This is a genomic window from Planctellipticum variicoloris (assembly GCF_030622045.1).
Taxonomy (GTDB): Bacteria; Planctomycetota; Planctomycetia; order Planctomycetales; family Planctomycetaceae; genus Planctellipticum; species Planctellipticum variicoloris.
The window spans coordinates 2,546,053-2,569,240 of sequence record NZ_CP130886.1 but is presented as its reverse complement, the minus strand read 5'-3'; the positions used below and the strand labels follow the sequence as shown (position 1 = coordinate 2,569,240).

At 64.4% G+C, this 23,188-nt stretch carries 24 protein-coding genes; 2 read left to right on the top strand and 22 right to left on the bottom strand.

Annotated elements, in window-relative coordinates:
- Positions 1-59 precede the first annotated feature (59 nt).
- The 18 genes from SH412_RS10090 to SH412_RS10005 all read right to left on the bottom strand — a co-directional run bounded on the left by SH412_RS10090 (position 60) and on the right by SH412_RS10005 (position 15,676).
- A complete protein-coding gene (locus SH412_RS10090) occupies positions 60-929 on the bottom strand; it encodes a hypothetical protein (protein WP_336523387.1) in 870 nt (289 codons plus the stop codon).
- On the bottom strand, positions 926-2,896 hold the full coding sequence (locus SH412_RS10085) for a coiled-coil domain-containing protein (protein WP_336523386.1): 1,971 nt from the start codon (positions 2,894-2,896) through the stop codon (positions 926-928). The genes SH412_RS10090 and SH412_RS10085 overlap by 4 nt, the downstream gene beginning before the upstream one ends.
- Positions 2,893-3,090 carry a hypothetical protein gene (locus tag SH412_RS10080; RefSeq protein ID WP_336523385.1) on the bottom strand — a complete coding sequence of 66 codons (198 nt, stop codon included), beginning with the start codon at positions 3,088-3,090 and terminating at the stop codon, positions 2,893-2,895. Before SH412_RS10080 ends, SH412_RS10085 begins: the two co-directional genes overlap by 4 nt.
- Before the next feature lie 20 nt (positions 3,091-3,110).
- Entirely contained in the window at positions 3,111-3,584 is a 474-nt protein-coding gene (locus SH412_RS10075) for a hypothetical protein (protein ID WP_336523384.1), read from the bottom strand.
- Positions 3,585-3,641: 57 nt separating this feature from the next.
- Entirely contained in the window at positions 3,642-4,094 is a 453-nt protein-coding gene (locus SH412_RS10070) for a hypothetical protein (RefSeq protein WP_336523383.1), read from the bottom strand.
- Between the two features lie 13 nt (positions 4,095-4,107).
- The gene (locus SH412_RS10065) at positions 4,108-4,644 is read right to left on the bottom strand and encodes a hypothetical protein (RefSeq protein WP_336523382.1); all 537 of its coding nucleotides are present in this window, start codon (positions 4,642-4,644) and stop codon (positions 4,108-4,110) included.
- A gap of 4 nt (positions 4,645-4,648) precedes the next feature.
- Positions 4,649-5,086 (bottom strand): hypothetical protein, encoded by a 438-nt coding sequence (locus SH412_RS10060; RefSeq protein ID WP_336523381.1) that lies wholly within the window; start codon positions 5,084-5,086, stop codon positions 4,649-4,651.
- 87 nt (positions 5,087-5,173) lie between these two features.
- Positions 5,174-5,524, bottom strand: a complete 351-nt coding sequence (locus SH412_RS10055) for a hypothetical protein (RefSeq protein ID WP_336523380.1) — start codon at positions 5,522-5,524, stop codon at positions 5,174-5,176.
- Positions 5,525-5,539: 15 nt separating this feature from the next.
- Positions 5,540-6,487: a major capsid protein gene (locus SH412_RS10050; RefSeq protein WP_336523379.1), complete on the bottom strand. Its 948-nt coding sequence runs from the start codon at positions 6,485-6,487 to the stop codon at positions 5,540-5,542.
- An 81-nt stretch (positions 6,488-6,568) separates the two neighbouring features.
- A complete protein-coding gene (locus tag SH412_RS10045) occupies positions 6,569-7,570 on the bottom strand; it encodes a hypothetical protein (protein ID WP_336523378.1) in 1,002 nt (333 codons plus the stop codon).
- Positions 7,554-9,029, bottom strand: coding sequence for a phage portal protein (locus SH412_RS10040; RefSeq protein ID WP_336523377.1), 1,476 nt, complete (start codon positions 9,027-9,029; stop codon positions 7,554-7,556). Before SH412_RS10040 ends, SH412_RS10045 begins: the two co-directional genes overlap by 17 nt.
- Entirely contained in the window at positions 9,026-9,226 is a 201-nt protein-coding gene (locus SH412_RS10035) for a hypothetical protein (RefSeq protein ID WP_336523376.1), read from the bottom strand. The genes SH412_RS10040 and SH412_RS10035 overlap by 4 nt, the downstream gene beginning before the upstream one ends.
- Before the next feature lie 214 nt (positions 9,227-9,440).
- On the bottom strand, positions 9,441-11,327 hold the full coding sequence (locus SH412_RS10030) for a TOPRIM nucleotidyl transferase/hydrolase domain-containing protein (protein ID WP_336523375.1): 1,887 nt from the start codon (positions 11,325-11,327) through the stop codon (positions 9,441-9,443).
- A 43-nt stretch (positions 11,328-11,370) separates the two neighbouring features.
- On the bottom strand, positions 11,371-11,658 hold the full coding sequence (locus tag SH412_RS10025) for a hypothetical protein (protein WP_336523374.1): 288 nt from the start codon (positions 11,656-11,658) through the stop codon (positions 11,371-11,373).
- 20 nt (positions 11,659-11,678) lie between these two features.
- Entirely contained in the window at positions 11,679-13,760 is a 2,082-nt protein-coding gene (locus SH412_RS10020) for a terminase gpA endonuclease subunit (protein WP_336523373.1), read from the bottom strand.
- The gene (locus SH412_RS10015; RefSeq protein ID WP_336523372.1) at positions 13,760-14,131 is read right to left on the bottom strand and encodes a hypothetical protein; all 372 of its coding nucleotides are present in this window, start codon (positions 14,129-14,131) and stop codon (positions 13,760-13,762) included. Before SH412_RS10015 ends, SH412_RS10020 begins: the two co-directional genes overlap by 1 nt.
- Positions 14,132-14,149: 18 nt before the next feature.
- Positions 14,150-14,911 (bottom strand): hypothetical protein, encoded by a 762-nt coding sequence (locus SH412_RS10010; protein ID WP_336523371.1) that lies wholly within the window; start codon positions 14,909-14,911, stop codon positions 14,150-14,152.
- A gap of 147 nt (positions 14,912-15,058) precedes the next feature.
- On the bottom strand, positions 15,059-15,676 hold the full coding sequence (locus SH412_RS10005; RefSeq protein ID WP_336523370.1) for a host-nuclease inhibitor Gam family protein: 618 nt from the start codon (positions 15,674-15,676) through the stop codon (positions 15,059-15,061).
- 255 nt (positions 15,677-15,931) lie between these two features.
- Between SH412_RS10005 and SH412_RS10000 the strand changes: the two genes are divergently transcribed.
- A complete protein-coding gene (locus SH412_RS10000) occupies positions 15,932-16,069 on the top strand; it encodes a hypothetical protein (protein ID WP_336523369.1) in 138 nt (45 codons plus the stop codon).
- Between the two features lies 1 nt (position 16,070).
- Here the strand turns inward: SH412_RS10000 and SH412_RS09995 are convergent, their stop codons facing one another.
- Genes SH412_RS09995 through SH412_RS09985 form a run of 3 tightly spaced genes read right to left on the bottom strand, consistent with a single transcriptional unit; the run spans position 16,071 to position 18,864 of the window.
- Positions 16,071-16,505: a hypothetical protein gene (locus SH412_RS09995; RefSeq protein ID WP_336523368.1), complete on the bottom strand. Its 435-nt coding sequence runs from the start codon at positions 16,503-16,505 to the stop codon at positions 16,071-16,073.
- Positions 16,474-17,610, bottom strand: coding sequence for a C1 family peptidase (locus SH412_RS09990; RefSeq protein WP_336523367.1), 1,137 nt, complete (start codon positions 17,608-17,610; stop codon positions 16,474-16,476). Before SH412_RS09990 ends, SH412_RS09995 begins: the two co-directional genes overlap by 32 nt.
- 45 nt (positions 17,611-17,655) lie before the next feature.
- Complete coding sequence (locus SH412_RS09985) at positions 17,656-18,864, bottom strand: hypothetical protein (RefSeq protein ID WP_336523366.1); 1,209 nt, start codon at positions 18,862-18,864, stop codon at positions 17,656-17,658.
- A gap of 285 nt (positions 18,865-19,149) precedes the next feature.
- Here SH412_RS09985 and SH412_RS09980 point away from each other — a divergent pair, with 285 nt between their 5' ends.
- Positions 19,150-19,347 (top strand): hypothetical protein, encoded by a 198-nt coding sequence (locus tag SH412_RS09980; RefSeq protein ID WP_336523365.1) that lies wholly within the window; start codon positions 19,150-19,152, stop codon positions 19,345-19,347.
- 74 nt (positions 19,348-19,421) lie between these two features.
- Here SH412_RS09980 and SH412_RS09975 read toward each other — a convergent pair whose 3' ends face one another.
- Positions 19,422-23,108, bottom strand: a complete 3,687-nt coding sequence (locus SH412_RS09975; protein ID WP_336523364.1) for a leucine-rich repeat domain-containing protein — start codon at positions 23,106-23,108, stop codon at positions 19,422-19,424.
- Positions 23,109-23,188 lie beyond the last annotated feature (80 nt).

The window sequence follows — 23,188 nt, the reverse complement described above, 5'->3', positions numbered from 1 at the left end:
ACACCAACTCTCAAGAAAGACTTCCGGTTTGGAACTTGGTGTTTGGCGTTTGGTGTTTCCTATCGCAGTTGCAGCGTGCTGAAGGCCTTCGCCGTCGGAATCTGGAACTTCAGCAGCACGATGTCCTCGGGCTTCGGGTCTTTGAGGGCCTTGCCGTCGGCGTCCAGGAACTGCGGCTCCGCGAACGGCTGGTCGAAATCGTCGACAATCGGGATCGTCAGAAACTTTTTGCCGCCGTTGACCTGCTGCTGCAGCGGACTGAGCAGAGGCAACCGCTCTTTCCAGCCTTTGCTGGGGACGACGGTCAGCCAGGTCGATTCCCGATAGTGCAATTCGACGGTCAGCGGAAAGAACTCGATCTCGTCCTGTTCCTGCGGTTCGTCGACGGTCATGCCGGCCATCGCCAGCGTCTTCGCCGGACAGCTCTGCCCCTGGATCCGAACCGCGTCCGAGTTGATGCACTCGGGATAGGTCATCAGCCAGTTGGGCCACTTCGGCAGATTCTTTTTGCCGCGGAAAATGAGAATCCGTTCCTTCTTTTCGAACGGCTCGAAGGGGCAGCCGGCCGTGTTGAGCATCATCCGGCCTTGATGATCGACCAGCGTGTAGGCCGACAGCGACTGCGACGAGACCGACCACTTCCAGGGCTCGTCCAGCGGGCTCTTCTCGGTCCGGGTCGCATAGGTGACCTCGATGTTCCAGAACCGGCTGTTCGGATGCTGTTCGGCCGAAAACTTGTCGACGTAGAACCCGACCTCGACGGGATGGGGCTGCCAGCGCTGCAGCTCGGGGAGCGCCCGCCGCAGTTCCATGTGCGTCGCGGCGGCCGTGTCCATGCGGGCGATGTACTCGTCGACGAACGAATCGCTCCCGCTCGCATCGCTGTCGAGCTTCCCCCGGTTCCGGATTTCGCAGGACAACAAGGTCATGACAGGCTCACCGTCTGCGGACCGGGCTGCATCACCCCGTCCTTGATTCTTTTCAACAGGACCGTGTGCTTGACCGCTTCCTTCGCCGTGACGTCAGCCGCCTTCCCCTGGCCGTTGTTGAACAGCGCGAGCAAGTCGCGGGCGCCCGCCTCGCTGCGGAGGTCATTCCCCGCGGCGGCCTGCTCCGTCTGCTGGCGGACCTGCTTCGCGTCGGGCTTGGTCTGTTCGTCCAGCTTCTGCAGCGCCCGTTCGTAGGTCCGCTGGTCGATGAACGAGGTTCCGGTCGTCGGATCGACGTTGAACCGCAGCCGCTGCAGCTCGCGGACCTGCTGCTGCCGTTGTTCTTCCGGCGTCATGGTCTCCTGGGCGATGCGGGCCGCACTCGACCGGGCGTCGCCGTAAATCTGGTCAATCTGCTGCTGGCGGTCCTGATCGCGTTTCTCGGCCGCGTCCTTGTCAGCCTTCGCTTTCTCCCGCGCGGCCTGGAGCTGGCGGTACTGCTCGATCAGGGCCTGCGGCGCACCGTTGCGGGCCATCTTCTCCAGTTCGAGCTCGCTCTCGGTCGTCTGACCCTTCAACAGCCGGATTTCATCGCGGGCTTTCGACATCGCATCGTAAATGCCGGTCCCGGCGTTGATCGCCGATTCCCGCAACTGGACCAGCGCCCGGTCGAAGCCGTCCAGCGTCCGCGTCCCCTGCTCGTTTCCGGCGACGAACTCGTCGCGGGCCTTGTTGAGGGCCTCCAGCTCCTGCCGCAGTTTTTCCGCCGGCGTCCGGGCGTCGCTGAACATCTTCTCGACGTCGGCAGCCGTCTGTTTCGGCTGGGCCGCGATCGCCCGGTTCAGCCGGGTCTGGGCCTGGGCCGTCTGATCGAGCTGCGATTCGGCCCGCTTCAGTGCCGGTTCAGCCGCGGACAGCGAGTTGTAGACGCCGGCCACGGCGACGGTGGCCACGCCGGCCGCCACGGCCAGCGTCAGCCAGCCCTTCGGTCCCTGCAGCGCCAACAGCACGGCCTGGGCTGCGGCCGCCGACTGCGTCACCACCCGATAGGCGGCCAGGGCGGCCGCGGTAATGCGGATCGCTCCCGCCAGGGCGAACAGCGCCGTCCCGCCCCCCAGAATCACGGCCGTCAGAATCCCGGCGTTCTCGACCAGGTGGCCGTTCTGATCGAGCCATTCGGCGGAGGCCTGCACGGCCGCGGCCAGCGGGCCGACGACCTTCTTCACCACGGGGAGGAGTTTACTGCCGACGACGATGGCCAGTTCGTCGGTTGCTGCCCGCAGCGCCCGCCAGACCCCTTCGAACGTGGTCGACTCGCGGATCGTCGCTCCCTGCGCCACCGCGGTCGACTTCAAAATGATGTTGTAACGGGCCTGCACCTTCTCCGCTTCGCTGACCTTGTTAATGTCGAACCCGCGGTTCAGCAGCTCCTGTTTGACGGCGGTTTCGTTGACGATCACGCCGTACTTCTTCATGGTCTCGCTCTCGCCCGTGAGCGCGGACCGGAAATCCCGGATGACGTCGGCGTCCTGTTTGTTGTGGAAAGTGGCCACGTCGATCGCCAGCTTCGTTAGCGTGCGGCTCATCGTCTCCGCCGCTCCCGCTTCGAACCCCAGCGGCACAATCACCGCCTGCGTGTCGGCCAGAAACGAAAAGACCGTCTGCCGGCTGCGGCGGAACTCCTTCGCCAGGTCGTCGGCCCAGGCCTTGTTGGCTTCGCTGAGGCTGCCGAAGATCGAATCGAATTTCCCCAGCGTCTGCTCGAACTCGCTGGCCTTCGACAGCGCGAACCCCAGCCCGGTCGCGCTGGCCACGCCGACGGCCAGGACCTTGGCCGACAGGGTGGCCACGGAGCCTGACCAGTTCTGCAGCTTGGCGATGTCGTTCTTGAGGACGAGATCGAGCTGTTTGTCGTCCGCCCCGATTTCGACATACGCCTGGCCGGCGCGAACGCCTTTACTGCTCATGATGGGCTGGCCTTGAGCGTGGTCTGAGGCAACACCGCCGCGAAGCCGCCGAGCCCCGGCAGCTCGGTCGGCGTCTCGGCGAACGGATGAAAGTCACGGCTGGTCCAGAGGACCTGACCGGCGTGCAGATTCCCCAAGTGGGCCATCAGGTCCGCGGTCCGGTCCCAGGCCTCCCGCCGGCGGGCCTGGGCCATCCAGACCAGTTCCCGCAGCGTCAGCCCGCGGGGGCAGACGCCGGCGATTCCGGCCAGCTCGAAACAGTCCCGGAGGGCGTCGCGGCCGCGATAGCTTCCCGCAGCTTCTCCGCCACCCAGGTCTGTGTCTTCCGTTCCAGGTCCATCCCCTGCAGTTGCAGAGCCAGCCGCGCCGTCAGTTCGTCGCGCTGGCTCTGGAGGGGGAAAAAATCGGTCAGTTCCTCCAGCAGGGCCTGCGAAGCGTCAAACAGCTTTCCCCGCAGCGATCGACCGAAGTCTTCCTCGCTGACGCCGGCTTTGGCCGCCTGCTCCTCACACAGGAGCCAGAGCGTGTCGACGATCCGCACCGGGTTCTGCAGCCAGGGGGCGAGCAGCTCGTCCTGCAGGCGGACGTCCAGGAGGTTGTATTTGAGCCGGGCCTCGATCCGCTTCACGTCGAACGGGTCGACGACCAGCTCCCAGGTCCGGCCGGCGTTGTCACTGAAAGTCTTCACGAGTCGCTTCCTTGCTCATTCTGCGAAGCCCGAAGCCCGATACCCGAAGCCCGCCGCTTACGGTGCCGTCACCGTGAAGAAGCTCGGCACTTCCGCCGAATCGGTCGGGGCCGCCTCGACGTCCCACTTCGCTTCCCCTTTCAGGCCGGCCGTCTTCTCGAACTTGAAGACCTCGCAGACGGCGCGGACGCCCTGCGTGCCGGCGACCGTGATGTCGCCGTCGACGGCCGCCAGCTCGATCGACGTCTTGCCGGTGAAGCTGGCCAGCAGCGCGATGAACCCCGCGTCGGCCGGCTTGTTCGACACGTCGAACGTGAAGCCCATGTCGACGCCGCCGCCGGCGTAGCGGTTCGTCTCCCCGTGGCCTCGGTTGGTGATCTCGACCTTCTCCTTGTCCGCCGTGACCTTGATGTCCTTGGCGATCGTGATCTGAACCCAGGTCGGCGTGGTGGGCGTGGCCGTGTTGTAGTACAGCCGCTGGGCGATGCCGACCATCGAACGCGTCGTCATGGCAAGAACTCCTTCAGTGGAGGGAATTGAGGAACAGTTGGGCGAACTTGGGGCGCTCGGCCTCGAACGCCGGCCCCATGAACGGCCGGGCGGCGATCGTGATCGTGCGGCGTTTGAGCTGCTGACCGACGAGGCGCCGGCGACTCCGTAGATCAGCCCGGACCCATTTGCCGAGGTACGGGATGTACCGCATCAGCATCGAAATCTGACCGCCCCCTTCGAGGACGCCGGGGACCGTCCCCTTCACCGGCTGGCCGTCGCCGTTGAAGAAGATCATGTTGAGCAGCGTCGGACCGATGACCACGGAGCGGCTCTCCGGGTCGTACACGAAGACGATGTTGTTCCGCAGCAGCCCCTTCCGGTTGGTGGGGGGCTTGCCGGGCTTGGAGGCCTTCTTCCGCTTGCGGATCGACGACCGCGCCCGCTGGCGGATGAACGCACCGGCCTTGCTGAGCTGGCGGAGGATCGCCCGGTCGACCTTGCGGTCGATCATGGCCCGGTCGAAGAACATCCGCTTGGCCTGGCTCATTGTGAAGCGGGCGTTGAGCATTTTCTTATCCGACCTCCCGGACCGCGGTGATTTCGAGCGAAATCAGCGACAGGAACGTCCGCTTCAGCCGCAGCCGCTGCGGGTCGTAGAGCAGCTTCACGTCCCGTTTCGTCACCATTGCGTCGACGCCGGGGAGCGTCAGGTTTCGAAAATGGTCCCGGACCGCTTCGGCGACGTCGGTCAGCGGATCGAGCGTCGCCGGGGCGAAGTTCGCCACCCGTTGGACCAGGGCGATATGCACGGCATGGGTTTCCCGGTCGTCGCCGTGATTCTCCGCTTCGCTCTCGATCTCGGCGGCCATCACCCAGGCCTTCAGCGTGGTCTGGTTTTCAAGCTGGACGGGGAGCACATAACCCCGCTCCGCCGTCAGCGCAGGGTCGAACGTCGCGGCATTGAGCACGCTGACGACGGCCTCGGCGATGGCGCGGGAAAGGGCTGGCATGAAACATCAAACTCCAAACACCAAATTCCAAACACCAAACCGGAAGTCTTCTGTTGAGAGTTGGTGTTTGAGATTTGGAGCTTTTTCCTATCCGATCAGCTTCGTGTGGAGGCGAATGACCGCCCGGCCGGGATCTTCGTAGCCGAAGCAGGCGTCCTGATCCGGGAGGGCGGCGTAGATCTCGCCCCCCACCTGGATCTCGTGGCCTGGCTCCGGCCGGAACATGACGTCGTCGACTACCAGTTCGCTGGCCAGCAGCAGCCAGTCGCAGGCCGTCCAGGACTCTTCGACCTCGTCCTGCTCGCTGGCGACGGTCGACCGGTCCCGCACGACCCGGAGCGTTAGGGAAAATCCCGTCCCCAGGTCGTACGTGACGTCGGTGCCGGCAAGGCGGCGGAGGGTTTTGAAGGCCCCCGCCGCGGCTGCGGAAAAACTCATGCGATCCCTCGCGGCTTACGTCAGGAGCGCTTCCGTGCTCTTGATCTGGTCCGTGGTGACGATCGGAATCCCTTCCACCTCGGTCGGGATCGGGGCCGGCGCGCCGGTGGCGTTGGTCGCCGTCCGGCTCTTGCGGAGCTGTTCCAGCGACCGGCGGTTCATCGCAATCCGGTTCGGCTGCCGGCTGGCGGGGAACCGCGACAGGGCCTCATAGATCAGCGCGTCGGTGAGCCCCTTGCCGGGATCGGCCGTCAGGTTGGCGATCCGCCCGACGGAGTAGGCCGAACCAATCTGCAGACCGAGCCAGCCCTCGATCGGCGTGTAATAGGCCGGATAGGACTTGCCGGTGGCGGTCCCGTCGTCCTTCTGGATCACCACCGTATCGCCGACCTCGATCTTCCCTTCCTTGCCGGCAATCAACGTGCAGTCGTTGCCGTCCTCATTGGTCCGGATCAGGAACACCGACGAACCCGTGGCGGCCGTGGTTCCCGCAGCGTTCACGACCATCGCGTCGGCCAGGGCGTTGAGGGTCGACGCATCGGCCAGGCCGACGAAGCCGTCCGCATCGCTGCCGACGCCGTACAGGATCTGCCCCTCGGCCCCGGCAAAGGCCGCCTTCAGATGGCGGATCGCCTCCCGGCCCAGCCACTGTTGCGCCCCCTTCGGGTAGGCGTCGGCGATCGCCTTATCGCAGTCGAACGAGGCGGCGAGAATCTTGAGGACGATCGTCACCAGCGTGTCGGCCGACTTCTTGTTCTCGCGGCCGGCATTCGGCGCGCGGAAGCCGACGACCGGGGCTCCGGTCTCCTTGAGGTACTTGTGCTCGGTCGCGTGCGAAGCGGGGCCGGCGGCCAGGGCGGCCAGCAAAGGCGCGTCCTGCAGCAGGTCGGTCACGTTGAGATCAGCGAGATTCATGTCGCTGATCTGCAGCAGCTCGGTCAGGCCGAGATACTCATTGGCCATGATGCGTTCTTTCCATCCTTGGAGGTCAGCGGGGAGTGATTCCGCGCGGAATCACCAGCAGTCAGCGACGACGGGCAGGGGCTACTTCGCAGCCCCGGGCAACTTGATCAGGCCGGCGAAGCCCTGCTTCTGCTTGGCTCCGTCCGGGGTCGCTCCGGTGAACGACACCGGTTCCGACGCGCCCCGGAGCTTCTGGTTGGCCTCCGTCAGGGCCTGCACCTGCTCGGTCAGTTCCTTGTTCTTCGCCGCCACTTCGGCGTGGAACAGGGTCTGCGCCTCGGCGAACGTCTTCCCCTGGGCGAACCAGACGGCCCCCTTCTCGCCGAAGGCGTCCATGAACTGCTGGCCGGTGTGCGCCATGGGGGCGACGACGGGCGCAACTGGGGGATTCGCGGGGGGCTGGGCCGCCAGGCCGGTGTCGGCCGGCGGATTCGCCGGAGCGACAGGCTCCGGAGCGGGTGCGGGGCCGGGTGCGGGAGCGGTCGTCATGGAAAAGCCTCCGGGGAAATTGGAAATGGTGACTTCGCCGGCCAGCGGACCGGCGGAGAACTCGGACGACGTCGCGGCGTCGGAACCCTGCGGACAGGTTGCCAGGCCGCGGAGCGTCCACTGGCGGAACACAACGCCCGGACCGCTGAACGACTGGCCGTTGACGTCGACCGTCGCGCCGGCGTCGACCCATTCGACGACCAGGCCGGCGGCCGACTGGAGGATGCTCGCCTCGTAGGGCACACCGGCGTCGGAATCCGCCATCAGTTTCGCAGCCCGATCCTCGGGCCGGTGTGTCACGAGGCTTGCATCGCATTCCAGTTGGCCGGCGGCCGCATCAAAGCCCTCGGCAAAGCCGACGACGTCGCAGGGGTTGTGGCAGTAGTCGAGCGGAACCCGCGGCTTGGGCAGGTTCATCCCCGCCAGGTCATGGACGCAGCGACCCCAGTACCAGTGGAAGGCCTCGCCGCCGGTCCGGGCGACGATCTTCCCCTGGCGAATCTTGGTCTCTCCGTCGTCGGCCGGCTGGAGCTGCAGCTCGGCGGCGAAGGCCATGGCGCGGGCGGGAACCCGCTTCTCAACCAGCGTTGCCATTCTTCGCCCCTCCCTGGGTCTTTTGCTTCTGGCGCTTCCTGCGCTGAGGGCTGGGTGTCACGACGTCCGCGGCCGCGGTGACGTCGAACGTCAGGCCGCGGGCTTCTTCGAGCTTCCGCTCTTCGACGATCTCGTCGAGGATCTCCTCGTAGTCGAGACCGTTCGCCGCACAGATGCGGGTTTTCGACGTGACCCCCAGCGCCAAGGCGGCCGCGTTGGCCTGGACCTCCTTCAGTGGATCGATCCAGGGGACCCCCGTCGGAATCCACTGCCACATCCACGGTTCGAGGACCTGTTGCGGCAACTGGCGATCGAGAACCGCGAGCTGCAGACGCCAGCGGGTCAGGCCGTTGAGCAACCACAGGACGGAGCGGCGTTTGATCTTCGCCGACTCGTTGTACATGACCAGCGCCTGCCGCGCGCCGGAGTAGTTGGTGAAGTTCTCTTTGAAGAACGAATAGGGGATATCGAGGGCCTTCAGCGTGAGCTGAATCAGCAGTTCCAGGAAGGCCTGCGTCTCGTGCGCCGGCGTCTTGCTCTCCAGAAACTCCGCCCGCTCCCCCCGATCCATATCGAGGATCAGCGGCCGCTTCCCCAGGATGAGCTGGGTGTAGTCCTGGGTCGCGTCCTCGGCCGGCCCGTTCGGATCGCCGCGCATGACGGCCAGGCCGAACAACGCGTGGACCTTGAGCTTTGCTGAGATGAAGTCGATCCCTTCCTGGGTATCGACGAGGGAGTTGATGGCGGCCGTGAGGGGCGTGATCCCGCGGACCTGGTCGAACCGCTCGCGGTGGGCGAACAGCAGGGCCTGATGGGCCGGGACGGCCCGTTCGAACACGAACTGACTGGAGCCGACCGCGCCGAAGTCGTTCGACTGGCCGCGGCCGTGGACGGCGTAGGCCAGGTGCCGGCCGTAGCGATCGAGCTCGACGCCGTGGAACCAGTTCCGGGCGGCGATCTCCCGCGGGGCGGTCCGGGGCGAGAGCAACCGGTCCCCCTCGATCGCCTGCACCTGCCCGTTGGCCAGCTTCAGCGCCAGCATGTCGCCGTCGATACAGCGGCGGACCTCGGCCAGGCGGATGAAGTTCCAGAGGGGCGTGATCCCGGCGACGTCGAAGTTCTCCGGCTCGCTCCAGTTCTCCAGAAAGGCGGCCAGCTTCTGGTTCAGCCGGCGGCTGCCGGTCTTGGGCTGAAAGTTGAACGTGGTGATGTAATTCAGGTGCTGCCGGATGGCCCAGCCGAGCAGCGCGAAGTTGCGGGCCAGGTCCCGCGTCTGCGAGAGGAGCTTCCGCCGCTTCTGCACCGGCAGCTCGTCGTCCTCGCTGCGAGTGACGCCGGACGGGGCGCGGCGTTTGCCTTCGCCGGTGTCGACGGCGTCATAGCCGAACGCATGCCGCGCCTGCCGCAGGCCGGCGTCGAACAGTCCGGCCGCACTCTGCCAGAGACCGGACGCGTTCATGGCCCCTCCATCGTGAGGGACCGGAGGAAGGGCCGTTTGCCGGTCTCGCGGGCGGCCTGGGCCTTCCAGCGTTGGTACTGCTGCTGCAGGTCGGCGTAACTGACCGTCTGGCCGCCGAACGTGACGGTCTGGACGCCGACGTTCTCACGCAGCAGCGTTTCGAGCTGGGCCACCATCTCTTCGGCGAACGTGGGCATCGCGACCTTCCTGCAGGCAGGGGACGCGATTCAGGTTCGTGCTGGTAGCTGGGACTGGGAAGGGCGTTTCGGGGTGGGAAACGCGGGAAATAACCGTTGGTTAGATATTCCGTGGCTCGCACTGCACCGCCCAGCGATGCGACTACTCCCAACACACTCCGCGAGCAAACGTCAGCCGGATTAACGTGATCCTACGCCCTGATCGATGCTCTTTCTAAAGCACCGCAATCCGCTTGGCCTCCGCCGCTTGATACAACGCAATTGCTCCCATGAAATCTAGCAAATCCCTCGCCATACTCGGGTTGCTCCGAATCCTTGCTGACGCTTCGTTTGCCCACTCTGACTTTCGCCGCCTGCTGGGGCCGTCCTTCATCAGTTCTGGTGCCCAGCACTCCAGTTCGCCAACTGGAACCAAGAACAGGCCGAGCTTCGCGCATTGCGAGACTATATCCTTAAGTCCGTCATGAATCTCCGGGTGTGCCGCGAATGCCGAAAGTCCACCCTTGATTCGTCGCATCCGCTTCAAATCGTCTACAAGGCCGCGAAGCTTCTCCATGAGTTGTTGGTCACCGTCTTCGTCCCACCTCAGCTTCAATTCGGAAACCTCCCGCAGCTTATCAAATATGACATTCTCCGGAACCGTAGGTGGAAGCGTTCGGATCAAGTCACGAATGAGCCGACACTTCTCCGTAAGTTGAGTAGTGGCCTCCGCATCGCCGGAAGACTGGAGGATTCTCCTGAGCTTGTCGGAATCCATAATAAGATCAAGGTCGGCAACGATTACCGTTGGAATTCTCAAGGCTCGATAAAACCCTGCTGTCTCCGTGATACCGCCGGTTCCGCCGACGGGTATGAACAGCAGGTCACGCCGAATTGCGTCTGGTGGAACTGAAGTATGCGATGACTCAGATCTCAACACTTCCCATGCGGCTTCGTAGACAGCCCTGTCCCCGTCGGCTTCGACGATCACAACAGAATCCGCAAATATTCCATCGAGAATCGTCTCGGTTCGGACGATCGGTCGCTTTAAGCACTCCTTCAGCGTATCAAATCCGATGAGGTGACCCTGAAAGCGATCTCCATCCTTTGTAAGCCGAAGGATCTGCACGTTTTCGGTAGATTCGATGACACCGCGAAGCACATGACTACTGTGCGTACTCGCGAATGTCACATGGTCTGGTGAGGCTCCGTTCCGCCCAATGAACTGACCCATTGCATACGCTTGCGGTGGGTGCAGACAGAGTTCGGGTTCGTCGAGAATGCAAACCGGCCTTCGCCCTAGCAATAAGGCGATGCAGATTCCAACGTACGATCGCAGTCCGTCACCTTCTGTCTCGATCTGACGGTATTTCATCATCTCTTCGGGTTCTTGGCGATCCTCTGCTGACGGTACACTTGGCAACTGATTCACTCTGAGACAGAGAATTCCACCTCGCGTGCTGTCGAGCCAGACGCCTTTTCCGAAGACTCGCTCGGTCTCTTGAGTAAGTTGCTGTTTCGCGGCCTTGCTGATGTAGAGAGCCTGTAGATCAATACTTGGTGGATTCTTTGCATAGTCGAAGTGGTTAGCCTGATTTGCCATCATCATACGGTTTTCGAGAAATAGAACCGTTGTCAAGCAGTGGCCGATCAAATCGAGGAACGGCGCTGCCTCTACTCGGCCTGGTGCGCTCTTCGCTGTGCGGAGGTCTCGGTAGAAGGTCGGTACATTGCCGATCCGGACATCGTGGCCTCGAAAAGGGCTACCTCCTAGGTGAGGCGAGATCTGTCGGATGAATTCGTTTCCGTTGTCGTCGCGTCGCCTTTCGAGAAAGCCGGAGTCATAAAACGTCTTCATGGGATCTTCGACGTTTTGCGGCTTCGTGAGTTGGAAGTCAGAGCAAACAACGAGATCTCTTTGTTTGCCCGTGAGAATCGCCGTGATGTCTTTGAGCAGTTGCGTCTTGCCGGCCGAGTTCGGCCCGACAATCAGGACGAGTCCAGTTGGGCGAATCGCTATTCCCGGCGGAACAGTTATTGATGACAGCAGGCTCGCCGGCGGAACCGTTCCTCCCATTCTCTCAGGCCTTTCGCGTAAGCGTTTCCAGGAAGAAGTGCTCAATCACCTGTACTCTAGCGTTATTCTCATTTCGGCAGAAGGAGCATTACACCCGGTTCTCGCGAGTCACATCAATCCGCATCTGCCCGCAGCTCTCGCACCGCACCCGCCGCCGGACGATGTGCGTGAACGGCTTCCCCTGTGAGTCGACCCCGCCAAAGTCCAGCTCGGCTTTGTCGAGGTACGGCCCCCGCTCGGTCGACCCGCAGGCGTTGCAGCGAGACGGGACCGCAACGGCCGTCTCCCGCACGTTCGGGCTTCCCGGCGGCCGGCCGGTCGGCTTCTTCGCGGTCTGGGTCTCCGTCGTCGGCGTGGCATGTTTCGGCTTGGTCATAGCGAAAAAACCTTCTGTGGTCAGTGGTACGAAACCCGCGGGGCCTTCTTTTTCGTCGTGTCCCGCTTTTCGACGTAGGCGAGTTTGCAGCCCAGCTCGAAGCAGCCCAGGGCGGCCATCTTGGTCGCGTCGAGCCAGTGGTTGTCCGGGTGGTCGGGCTTGGGGGTCCAGATGCGGTGCGTCTGGCCGGTCTTCTTGTCCATCCAGTCGGTCGACGACTCCGCGGTGATGTGATCGGCGAAGCAGCGGTGCGTTTCCGAGTTCTCCCCCTGGAACAGGGTCCACGCCCCCCGGCTCCCCATCGGCGTGAGGAACCCGTTGATCGTGCGGGTGATCCAGGCGTTCGAATTCATCTGTCCCACCCGGACCGGCCATTTCCCCTGCGGCGGGACGTGGTAGTCAACGCCGGGGCGAGTCCCCGGAGCCAGCCGGCGGCCGAAGTCTTCCAGCTTGGGGGAGCCCATCACCGGCAGCAGCAGCCGGGAATGCGGAGACTGCTTGCACCAGCGGGTGACAACCTCGGTCATGTACCGGGCGTCGATCACCACCAGCCCAACTTTGAGTTTCTCCCCCGGTCGGCGTTCGTACTCCTGGGCCAGCAGCTCGTCGGAGAGCAGCGTCAGTGCCCGATAGAGCCGGGCTTCGGGGTCGAGGGTCTTCAGCTCCGGGTGATTCTTCATCGTGCGGGTCGCCCCGCGCTTCGAGAAATACCCCAACACCTGCCGCGGCCAGGTCCAGTAGTCGACGACGGCGATGGTGGGGTCGAGTTCGGCGGCCGCCGTCGTGACGTAGAGCAGGTCGCCGTGAACGTCGACGCCGGCGGCGATGTACTCGGCCGCGGAGGGCAGGCGCCCGCGCTTCAGGCCGTTCGTCCGCCGCATCAGGTCGCCCGGATCGAGCGAGCCCCCGTCGTCCTCGATCGCTCCGGCCGGATCGTTCTGGTACTCGGAGTAGAAGGCCTGTTTGTTCTTGTAGAACAGCTCCATCGCGTACTGCACGGCGGAGAGCTGGCCCGGTGCGAAGCGTTCCGGCCAGGTGGGGGCGGCCCCCGCGTCCATCGCCTTGCGGTTCGCCCGGTAGAAGGCGGTTCCGGCCGCTCCGCTGTCGCCGGCCCGCAATCCTTCCGCCCGGACTTCCTGGAACTTGTTCCAGAGTTCCATGTCGTCCGGCAGGGCGTCCAGGAGCTTGGTCCGGCGGCCGTTCCAGTCGGGCTTCTTCTCGCGGTCCAGAAAGCGGTCGGCCAGGTCGTTCGGGTAGATCACCGTGCAGGGCATGATGATCGAGATCGACTTGTCCGGACCGGGGAGGCCGGCCGTATCGGCTTCCAGGAGTCCCTCCCGGGTCTCGGTCTGCAGGTCGCTGCGGGCCGTGGCCTTCGTCTGCGGATCGTCGGCAATCACCAGCGTCGGCCGGGCCTTGCGTCCGTCCGTCCGTTCGTAGGCCCGGCCGCGGATCGCGCCGGAGAGGCCGAGGCATTCGATGATGGCTTCGGAAGCCAGCGTGCCGGGCGTGTCGGGCAGCAGGATCCGTTCGCTGGTCATTTCGAGCGTGAGGGACCGGCCTTCGCTCATCACGCGCCGCTGGTTCACCCCGCCGTGGCACTTCAGCGGGAAGCAGATCTCGGGGAAGTCGGCGGCGAACTCCGGCCGTTCGAGCAGCAGCTTCTTCAGCGTGGCGAGCTGCTTGCGGGCCATCCCCTGCGTGGCGGACAGCAGCAGCACGTAGTTGTGCGAACCGCGGACGATGGCCCACAGGACGGCGATTTCCGCCCAGGCACTTTTGCCGCTGCCGCGGGGCATGGCCACGGCCAGGCGGCCGCCGTGAAGGATGATCCGCTCCAGGTCGGCGACGTAGCCTTTGTGGATCGGCGACAGCTTCAGGTAGAACCGCTCGGGAAAGTACGTCCGGCCGAACGCCTCCAGCGACGCCAGACACTTCTTGCGGCGCTTCGGATCGGCGACGGGGGGAATCGGGCCGATATCCCTGCCGGCTGCCGAGATCTTCGCCTGGCGTTTCCGCGCCCGTTCCTTCTGCTTGGCGTAGGCGGACTGGTCTTTGTCGCCTGTCGGTCCGGCGGCTTTCCCGCCGCTGAAGAGTCCCATCACTCGCGCGCCATGTCGAGGAGCTGCTTCAGCGCCCGCAGCGCTCCCGCGAAGTCGCCGATCCCGACCATCTTGCGGTACAGCTCCTTCGTCGCCTCGAACACGAAGCCCCGCACGATGGCCGGATCGATCTCACCCGCCTCTGCCAGGCGGTGAATCGCTGCCTGGGCGATCGCCAGGGCCGGCAGGCCGGGGAATGCCTCGACGATCGCCTCGAGAACGTCGGCGTCCCGGTTGCCGTCCAGCAGCCAGCGGACCGCCTGCTCGACGGCCGCCGCTTCGTCCGGAACCGCCAGGGCGCACGGGACCGGGGCCGCGGGAGGCGGTTCCGGGGGGAGCTCGGTCGGTCTGGCGGGCCGTTTCTTGGGCATCCGGGCCTCGGGGGTGCGTCACATCTCGTCGACGAAGTAGCGGCGGATCTCGGACAGGGAAGAATCGGCCAGGCTCCGTTTCTGCCGGCTCCAGATTTCCCCCAGCAGCCGGTCCAGGAATCCGGCCAGGACGGGATCGTGGGCGATGGTGAAGTCCTCGAACCGCGGGTTCATGTTGAGGTTCATGGACGTCCGGACGACGAGCTGCCAGTCGGCGTTCTGGAACAGGGCGAACTTGGCGTGGTTCTGGGCCACCCGGATCGCTTCCAGTCCGAACGTCTGCCGGATCTGGTGGGCGGCCTCGGGATCGCGGCGGGCGAACGTGAAGTCGACCAGCCAGCGGCAGCTCGTCAGCGCGCCGGCCTTCAGCATGCGGTCGAGTTCCTGGATCTCGTGCCGGGCGGCGGTCCAGGTCGACAGGCTGACGCCAGCGGGGCCGGTCACCTGCAGGCAGGCCTTCAGCAGATCCAGCAGGGAGAACTGCCCCTTGGTGAAGCCGTAGATTTCGTTGTCGTGAGTCAGGCCGGTGATCGCTTCGACGGCCGACTGCCGGCGGCGCAGGTCGCGGATTTCCCGGCGCTCGACCCGCTTCGAGCGGAACAGGACGGACGGGGACTGGAGTTTCTCGACGTCGACGGTTTGCACCTGGTGATCGCGGCCGGAAACCAGCGGATTTCGAGCCAGGGCCAGGGCGGCTGCCGCCCCGAACGGCTTGAGCGTGCTGACCGGGGCGACCGGCAGAACCTCCCGAGATCTCGCGCGAAAGAAAGTGTCTCGCATAGCGCGACTGTTCCCGTAGGGGTCGCCTTTAAGGACTTACGGAAGGACCCGCGACAGGTCGGGAGGTGACGACCTGTCGCCTCGTGGCCGGCCGGGCGGGACGCGTCGGGAGCTGACGACGTCTCGCCCGGTCCGACCTGATGGCGCTCAGCCGGCCGGGGCGGCTACCTCGATCGCTGCCGGTTCGATCACCCAGCTCGATCGGTTGGTCTCGACGACCACGCCCAGGCTCTTCAGCGTCTGCTGGTGGCGGGCCGACTTGCCCCAGGCGGCCTTCGCCGCTGTCTTGCTGACCTCGGGCTTCAGCTTGATCACGTTGGCCAGCGTGATCGCTCCCAGGGCCGTCTCCAGCAGCTTGTCGATCAGCCCGACCAGCCCGCCCCGCTTCTTCACGGCGGCCAGGACGGCCTTGTCGTCACAGACCACGGCGTCCGGGAGCGAGCGCGTACCGATGACCCCGTGGGCCAGCGTCAGCGACTGCTTACCGGTCTCGGCCAGGTGGCCGGCCAGCTTCTTTCCGCACCAGGTCACGAGCGCCGCCTCCAGGGCGGCCGTCCGATCGGCGATGCTGACGTCGCTCTCCTTGATCTTGACGACAAGCGCCGCCTGGTTGTCGGCCTTCAACCGTTCGATGATCGCTTGAACCATCGCCTCCGCGTGCGCCGTCTGCTGCCGACACCAGCCCAGCTCATGCAGGGCCGCGTCGACGTCGGCCAGCGTGGTAAGCTTCAATTCAACGCCCAGCGTCTCGGGACGTGGGATCATGGCGAGTCCTTTCGTGCCACGGTGTGCGGGTTCCATCCCTCGGTGATTCCGCGCGGAATCAGTCGCGATCAACGGCGCGGAATCGGCTGTTCAACGGCGGCGGCCTGCCGTATCTTTGGCGGCGAGGTCGCCATGCAATTCGATCCAATCCCCCTGGGACCGCTGCTGCCGGTCATCGCGATCGCCGCCATCGTCGGCTTCGCGTGGTTCTTTGCGTTCTGGTTCTTCCGGCGACGGCCGTAGGTCTCTGCCACCATGCCGACCGACGTCTACATCTTCGGCAAATACATCCAGCTTCCGTCGATGGTCCCGAGTCTGGCCGTTGTCGCAGTCGCCGCCATCGCCGGCTTCGTCTGGTTCTTTCTCTTCTGGTACCACCAGCGCCGGCCGTAGCTCACCGCCCCTTCCGCCCCCGCAGCTTCGGCGGCCGGAAGTAACACTGGCCGCCAGCGCAGAAAACGCCCGCCGGGGCCGTGGTCGCGGGAACGGCCGCCGGCGGACGGACCGCCGCCGGCAGCACGAGCTGGGCCGCCGGCGTCGGCTTTGGACTTGGCTCTCCGCTTTCCGCTTTCGGCTTTCCGCTCTCCAACTCCTGCAGGCCGGAGAGCTGCAGCCCGCCGGCCACGGACAGCGGACGGGACAGTTGGTCGAGGCCGCTCAGATCGAGCGGAGCGGGAGCGGCCGCCACGACGGGCGGCGAGGCCTCCAGCGAACTGAGGCCGGCCAGGTTCAGGTTCTGCGCCAGGACGTGGCCCGGACAGGCCAGGCAGACGGCCAGCAGGCACAGCGCCGCCAGATTACGGAGCGAGCAGACGTTTCGAGACGACATTGCGTTTCTCCCGTTGCGCGACGGCGGGAGTTGCCGCCGATCGCATCACCAGATCGTCGAGCCCGCTCAAGTCGAGCTCGTTCGCCGGAAAGCCCGGCACGGATGAGAAGACCCAGAACGTCCCGGTCTCCATCATCCAGTCCAACGTCGCGCGGGTGACCCGGAACGAGCCCGGCGGGTCGCCGGGGTTCGTCGGGTGGGCATCGGCCCCGTGCGAATTCGCGAAGATGAACTGGCCTTCGCCCGCCTGGCCGTCGTACCCGACCAGCGCCACCTGGTGGCCCCCCAGGTTGCGGCCGTCGAATTGCGTGATTGCGTACCCGTTCAATTCGCGGACTCGGCCCGGCCGCCACTCAATCCCGCCCGTCAGGGCGTAGCCGTTGCAGAGGCCGTCGATCGCTTCATCCGTCGTCCGGGCCGGATAGACGTCGCCGCCGGCGCGGGCCTTCCCGACCTCCAGCAGCGCGCGGGGCGGCCCCTGGCAGCCCCACTGATCCGCCAGCCGGCCGGAATACGGGACGCCCGCCTCGGCATAGCTGACGAAGCCGAACCGGCGAAACCCGGCGGCCAGGTCGTCGGGATAGGCTCCCCCCTGGTTGCAGCGCGGGCGGCCGCCGCCGATCGTCACCCGCGACAGGCCGTACAGATGCGGCTCGAACGGCGGGACGGCCGCGGCCGCCTTGCCGTTGACCACCTGGACCGCGGCCGTGGTGAAGATGGCCCGTGCGCCTCCCATGCTGACGCAGTCGCTCGACTGCTGGAACCGGCAGGGAAAGAATTCCCCCTTCGGCTTGCCGGGGGCCTCGATCGCCAGCTCCGCCTTGAACAGCAGGGCCTGCTTCTTCCGGTTGGCAGCGTCGCCGGCCGCGCCATGGATCCGGAACGGGGCCGGGAACGCCTTGTACGCCTCGTCGGCCTTCGCCTTGAAGTCGGCCGGCAACCCCAGCAGCGGCGGGGCCTTTTCGCTCTTCGCGGGTGGCGCTTGCGGCACAGCGGGCGCCGATTGTTGCGGCAGCCCAATGTTGACGGTGCAGGACATCCGCGCCGTGGCAATCAACGCCACGAGCGCCAGCAGTGCGGCAGAGATCACGCGACCGAGTTTCATGGGTTCCTTCCTCTGGCTCTCAACTCTCAACGGGCCGTCCGCGGCCTACAGCCCGTTCAGGGCGTCGAGGATCTCCCCCGCCAGGTCAACGAAATCTTCTACCGTCGCGAGCTGTTTCGCGGTGATGAGGACGCGAATGCCCAGGGCGGCCAGCGTCTTGACCACCTGCCAGGAGTCGGGGAGTGACTTCAGCTCGTTGACGATCGCGTCGAGGAAATCCTGCGTTGTGATCGTGCCGGCCGCTCCCTGCTGCTGCAGGCTGGTCAGCGTCGATCGCAGCTTTGCCACTTCAGCGGCCCGCGTCGGCGAGCTGACGCCCAGGACGGCGGCCCGGACGCGCGCGGCAATGCCGAACCGCCCCGGCGTCGGAGCCGGAGGCGTGGGCGTGACCGGTTGCGGGGCCGGCGTGGGCATGGGGATGACTGGTTCGGGAGCCGGCGGCCGCGGTGGCGCGGGTTCGACAGGAATCGGTTCGACCGGCGTCGGGGTCACCGGCTGCGGTTCCGGGGACGGGCACGGCATATCGCCGGGGATCGTCAGCGGCCAGGTCAGGACGTCGTTGCCGTCTGCGTTGCTGACCAGCAGCGTCACCACGTAGGAGCCGCCATAGCTGGCCACCTGCACGCGGCGGCCGCCGTCCTTCACGTCGAGCTGCTTCCGCCCCTTCAGCTCCGGGTTGATCTTCCAGGTGAAGTGCGTCGGTTCCCCTGCGCAGCCCGTCGCGTCCAGGACGAGGATCTCGCCCCGGACGCCGGTCGTCGGGCCGTTGATGATCGCCGTCGGCGGGGCGGCCTGGGCCACCTGGCAGCCGATCCAGAGCAGCGGGACCAGCCACAGGAACGAGAACGGGACGTCGTCGCCGCCGGAGAGCTTGGCCATGTCCATCGCCGGAGGCGGTGGAGGTGCGACGTAGTCGATGTCGTACCCGCCGGCCCGCAGATCGGCGAGCTGCTCGTCCGTCAGCGGTCCCAGCAGATCGAGCTTCTGCAGGTCCAGCGCGGCAGGCGTGGTCGTTTGGCCGGCCAGCTTCGCCTTCAGCCATTCCAGCAGGACGGGGGACAGGCTTTGGATCAGGTTGGCCAGCCAGGCGGAGACACCGGCGGCGATCGCCGACCCGGTGTTCCCGAGGTCTGCGCCGGTGGCCGTCTGCGTCAGGGCCGCCCCGATCACGCCGGCCAGGCTGATCAGGGCCGATTTCACATACTTGTTGCCCGCCAGTCCGGCGAGCAGGGAGAAGAGCGGGAGCCAGTTCATAGGCCATCCTTTGCGTGAGAACTCGCAGTCAGTTGCGAGACGCACCGCAAAGTCAGCCGATGATTCCTGAGAGGAAAAAGATTCCCGCGGGTGCGGGTCGCCACGTAGAATGGCGGGGTCTCTGGCAGGAAACCCCTTTTGCCTCGCACCTCACGGGAACCAGCGGAAGAGCCCCGACATGATCATCCCTGATCCAGCGGGCCATCCTGACCTCGGGGCCGTCTTCAACACCACGGCCGATTGCGACACTGGTAACCGAGGTCTGCAAGAGCAAAAGGGACGAGCATGGATGCCGGCAGAAAAAAGACGGGGGACGGTCCGGTTGGACCGAAGAAGCAGATCGGGATCTACGTCGAGCGAGAAGACTGGCTGCGGTTGCGAGCGCATGCCGCCCGGCGCGGGCTGCCGATCACGAGTGTCTTCTGGGAACGGTTGCGGCCGTTAATTGAGGAACTGCGGCGTAACGGCGAATTCGCAAAGTAACGGCCGAAACGAACGGCCCCGGCGGCGAACGGTCCCGCGGGCATTTTCGACTTTAGGGGCTGCTGCAAGTTTCGTTACTTGCCGCTCTCGCGGCGAGTAAACACATCTCCGGCAATCAGGCTCGACACCACCAATGCCCACGCGACAAAAAACCATCCGCTAGTTGAGTTATCCCAACGGAACCCTCCGCTAGACTCACCGCGACCGCCCCATACAGTCATCGTGAATCCTGTCGCCTGGACGAGGAATCCTCCGGGAATGACGTAGCAAAGCCACCAGCGATAGACGTTGATCGGATTCCATGATGCGACAATCCCGGTGACCAGCAAAAACACCCCGGCGAGCCCGCCGACGATCGCGCGAGACTCATTGTTGGGTAACAGCCAGATCACGATCGCCAACGCCACAGCTCCCAAACCACAGGCAATGGAGAACATCGGCCAGTTCGCAAAAACTGTCGCTCCTTTCCACCACGGCTCTGCGGGATGACTTGCAGGTGCTCCGTTCATGGTAGTCGGCCCCTCACCACCGGAGACAACCGTTACATGCGCGTTGTCGCCAGCGCTAACGCGAATGTTGTGATGGCCGATGAGACGGCTTTCTCTTTCTTCGTCGCCCATTACTCGCCTCTCCCATCGCACACCGTCGAGCAGCTCTCGAACTTTGTATTCTCGATCGCCGTCTTCCGGAAGAAACGTAAACTCGGCTCCCTTACTGCGCTCAAGTCTCAGTAGGTAATCGTAGCTCACCGACAACTCGGGCCTATCCGGAAGCGGAACTCTCGCAACGGGTTGAATCTCGGAATTCAATCGATGCACATACTCCAAGTCGTTCAAAATCACATTCAACGCGGCCCTACGTTGACCATTGGGTCCGGCGACGGAAATGTCGATTCGCTGTTTATCGCGATAGCCACGAACCAAGATCGGGCAGCCGGCAGCCTGCAGGACTACTCCTGTGTACCATCGCGTCGGTTGATCACTCAGGTTGCGGTGCGACTGAACGATGAATCTCGGAATTAGTCCCGGCGGCAGGAACTCGTACTGGAACCGAAAGTGCAAAGAATCCTGCGGCCAAATACCATAGTCCGGTTCGTTCTTCGGCAGAGCCTCGGGAATCAGATACTTCTCGCGAGAGTGACCTGGTAGTTCGAACATCAGCCCAACGTCTGGATGCTGCATCATGTCGAGGATGAATTCATGCCTCTCTTCGGGATAGAGCTGCGGGTCCAACCACTCCGACAACTGAGAGCGTCTAACCTCTCCAAGCTGATCGCGGACCACGGGGTTCGTCAGCAGCGTATAGATAGCCACAGTCAGCCAATTTGGATCGAGCAACGTGATCTCTCGAAGCGCCGCAGGGGCATCGCGACTCACTCCATGAGCAACGACAGTTCCCAGATCGTGCAGAAGCTTCAACAATCCACGTTGCTCAGCTTCTTCGAGAATCCGATCGCTGGAGGCGGTGTCTTCTACGGGCGCCTGCTCGCACAAGCGGATGAACTCATCAGTTCTCAGCACTTGGCGGTTACGCGCCACTTCCGCGAGCGAGTACTTGATCCGGAGATAGGAACGCGGCATGGGATCGCGCACGTGTTTGAGCCGATCGTCGCCTTTCAGGATCGCTGCAATCCTAGCCCGCAGAGTAGCGATCGATTGTCGCGACTCGTCGTCGTCATTGCAGGATGTCTGCAGAAATGCTGCGACGCCGTACTGTTCGGCCAGCTCTCGCTCATTGAGCTGCAGAACGTGCCTTTTCTGGGGATCGCATTTGTTGACGACAACGATGATCGGCGAATCACCCCCGCGATTGCGAATCGTTTTCAGCCAACCGTAAACCGAGCGGTCGTCTTCACGGCGAGCCTCTAGAACCACCAGGTAGAGGCTCCGTTCGGTCAGGAAAAACCGATGCGTGCCATGCATGATTTCCTGACCGCCAAAGTCCCAAACGTGCAGCGTCACCGGGCAGCCATCGACAGACCAGTCTTTGGTTTCAATCTTCTCGCGTATCTGGGCGCGGGGCGTTTTCGGTTCGTCTTGGTTTCTCGGCTCATTGTCCACGAGAAAACGAATGAGCGACGTTTTACCGACGGCTTCATTTCCAAGTACGAGGAGTTTGGCCTCATTGAGCGGTTGCAGCCCGTCTCTCGTTCGAAGTTCGCTTCGAAAGCGCCGAAACGCGGCCAAGATTGCCTGAGCGTCGAGCTGATCCAGGACTTCGGGGGGGAGGATCGCCGATAGGTCGCCATTTCGTCTGATGTCGAGGATACGCTGCCGAACGGCAGAGGTTGAGTCCGCCCATGCGGACAACAGCGTGCGGGCCCCCTCGGCTCCCAAGCTGTTGTCGCTGAGAGAGAGCGAGGTGAGGTTCGACAGCGATGCCAGCGCGCGGGCTCCCTCGTCTCCCACGCTGTTGTTGTTAAGATTGAGCGAAGTGAGGTTCGTCAGCGACGACAGCGCGCGGGCCCCCTCAGTTCTCACGCCGTTGTCGGCGAGACTAAGTGAGGTGAGGCCTGCCAGCGACGACAGCGAGCGAGCCCCCTCGTCTCCTATCTTGTTTCCGTTGAGACCGAGCGAGGTGAGGTTCGTCAGTGATGCCAGCGCGCGGGCTCCCACGGATCCCACGCTGTTGCCCCAGAGTTCGAGCGAGGTGAGGTTCGTCAGCAACGCCAGCGAGCAGGCCCCATTATCTCCTATTCCGTTGATGCCGAGATTGAGCGAAGTCAGATTCGTCAGCGACGCCAGCGCGCTTGCCCCCTCGTCTCCCACGCTGTTGTTGTTGAGATGGAGCAAGTTGAGGTTCGTCAGCGACGCCAGCGCGCGAGCCCCCTCGGCTCCCAAGCCGTTGTCGCTGAGATAGAGCGAGGCGAGGTTCGTCAGTGATGCCAGCGCGCGGGCTCCCTCGTCTCCCACGCCGTTGTTCCAGAGGTCGAGTACTTCGAGGTTCTTCAGTGATGCCAGCGCGCGGGCTCCCTCGTCTCCCACACCGTTGCCCCAGAGGTCGAGCGAGGTGAGGTTCGTCAGCGACGCCAGCGCGCGGGCCCCTTCGTCTCCTATGCCGTTTCTCCAGAGGTCGAGTACTTCGAGGTTCGTCAGCGACGCCAGCGCGCGAGCCCCCTCGTCTCCTACGTGGTTGTCGTTGAGACTGAGCGAGGTAAGTTTTGTCAGTGACGCCAGCGCGCGGGCTCCCTCGGATCCCACGCCGTTGTTCCAGAGGTCGAGCGAGGTGAGATTCGTCAGCGACGCCAGTGCGCGGGCTCCCTCGTCTCCCACGCCGTTTTCATCGAGACTGAGCGAGGTGAGGTTTGTCAATGATGCCAGCAAGCGGGCCCCCTCGGATCCCACGCTGTTGAAACTGAGTTCGAGCGAGGTGAGGTTCGCCAGCGACGCCAGTGCGCGGGCTCCCTCGGGTCCCACGCTGTTGAAATTGAGTTTGAGCGAAGTGAGGTTCGTCAACGACGCCAGCGCGCGAGCCCCCTCGTCTCCTATTTCGTTGTTGTTGAGGTTGAGCGAAGTGAGGTTCGTCAACGACGCCAGCGCGCGAGCCCCCTCGACTCCGATGCAGTTTCTTCGGAGGTCGAGCGAGGTGAGGTTCGTCAGCGACGCCAGCGCGCGGGCTCCCTCTGTTCCTACGTTGTTGTTGCTGAGAATGAGCGAGGTGAGGTTCGTCAGCGATGCGAGCGCGCCGGCCTCCTCATCCAAGATTGGTTTGCAAACTCCAAAGAAGCGGGTGGGAACCCAGTTGAACAAAGTCGTCAGCATCGATCGAAACCCTGCAAGCTCTTCTTGCGGCGATTCTGGGGAATTCGCAGATCGGAGAGCGAACGGGCAAGCGAAAGCTA

Coding starts and splice junctions, on each gene's coding strand:
- SH412_RS10090 (WP_336523387.1), bottom strand. CDS start 929: ATGACCTTGTTGTCCTGCGAAATCCGGAACCGGGGGAAGCTCGACAGC.
- SH412_RS10085 (WP_336523386.1), bottom strand. CDS start 2,896: ATGAGCAGTAAAGGCGTTCGCGCCGGCCAGGCGTATGTCGAAATCGGG.
- SH412_RS10080 (WP_336523385.1), bottom strand. CDS start 3,090: ATGGCCCAGGCCCGCCGGCGGGAGGCCTGGGACCGGACCGCGGACCTG.
- SH412_RS10070 (WP_336523383.1), bottom strand. CDS start 4,094: ATGACGACGCGTTCGATGGTCGGCATCGCCCAGCGGCTGTACTACAAC.
- SH412_RS10065 (WP_336523382.1), bottom strand. CDS start 4,644: ATGCTCAACGCCCGCTTCACAATGAGCCAGGCCAAGCGGATGTTCTTC.
- SH412_RS10060 (WP_336523381.1), bottom strand. CDS start 5,086: ATGCCAGCCCTTTCCCGCGCCATCGCCGAGGCCGTCGTCAGCGTGCTC.
- SH412_RS10055 (WP_336523380.1), bottom strand. CDS start 5,524: ATGAGTTTTTCCGCAGCCGCGGCGGGGGCCTTCAAAACCCTCCGCCGC.
- SH412_RS10050 (WP_336523379.1), bottom strand. CDS start 6,487: ATGGCCAATGAGTATCTCGGCCTGACCGAGCTGCTGCAGATCAGCGAC.
- SH412_RS10045 (WP_336523378.1), bottom strand. CDS start 7,570: ATGGCAACGCTGGTTGAGAAGCGGGTTCCCGCCCGCGCCATGGCCTTC.
- SH412_RS10040 (WP_336523377.1), bottom strand. CDS start 9,029: ATGAACGCGTCCGGTCTCTGGCAGAGTGCGGCCGGACTGTTCGACGCC.
- SH412_RS10035 (WP_336523376.1), bottom strand. CDS start 9,226: ATGCCCACGTTCGCCGAAGAGATGGTGGCCCAGCTCGAAACGCTGCTG.
- SH412_RS10025 (WP_336523374.1), bottom strand. CDS start 11,658: ATGACCAAGCCGAAACATGCCACGCCGACGACGGAGACCCAGACCGCG.
- SH412_RS10020 (WP_336523373.1), bottom strand. CDS start 13,760: ATGGGACTCTTCAGCGGCGGGAAAGCCGCCGGACCGACAGGCGACAAA.
- SH412_RS10015 (WP_336523372.1), bottom strand. CDS start 14,131: ATGCCCAAGAAACGGCCCGCCAGACCGACCGAGCTCCCCCCGGAACCG.
- SH412_RS10010 (WP_336523371.1), bottom strand. CDS start 14,911: ATGCGAGACACTTTCTTTCGCGCGAGATCTCGGGAGGTTCTGCCGGTC.
- SH412_RS10005 (WP_336523370.1), bottom strand. CDS start 15,676: ATGATCCCACGTCCCGAGACGCTGGGCGTTGAATTGAAGCTTACCACG.
- SH412_RS10000 (WP_336523369.1), top strand. CDS start 15,932: ATGCCGACCGACGTCTACATCTTCGGCAAATACATCCAGCTTCCGTCG.
- SH412_RS09995 (WP_336523368.1), bottom strand. CDS start 16,505: ATGTCGTCTCGAAACGTCTGCTCGCTCCGTAATCTGGCGGCGCTGTGC.
- SH412_RS09990 (WP_336523367.1), bottom strand. CDS start 17,610: ATGAAACTCGGTCGCGTGATCTCTGCCGCACTGCTGGCGCTCGTGGCG.
- SH412_RS09985 (WP_336523366.1), bottom strand. CDS start 18,864: ATGAACTGGCTCCCGCTCTTCTCCCTGCTCGCCGGACTGGCGGGCAAC.
- SH412_RS09980 (WP_336523365.1), top strand. CDS start 19,150: ATGGATGCCGGCAGAAAAAAGACGGGGGACGGTCCGGTTGGACCGAAG.
- SH412_RS09975 (WP_336523364.1), bottom strand. CDS start 23,108: ATGCTGACGACTTTGTTCAACTGGGTTCCCACCCGCTTCTTTGGAGTT.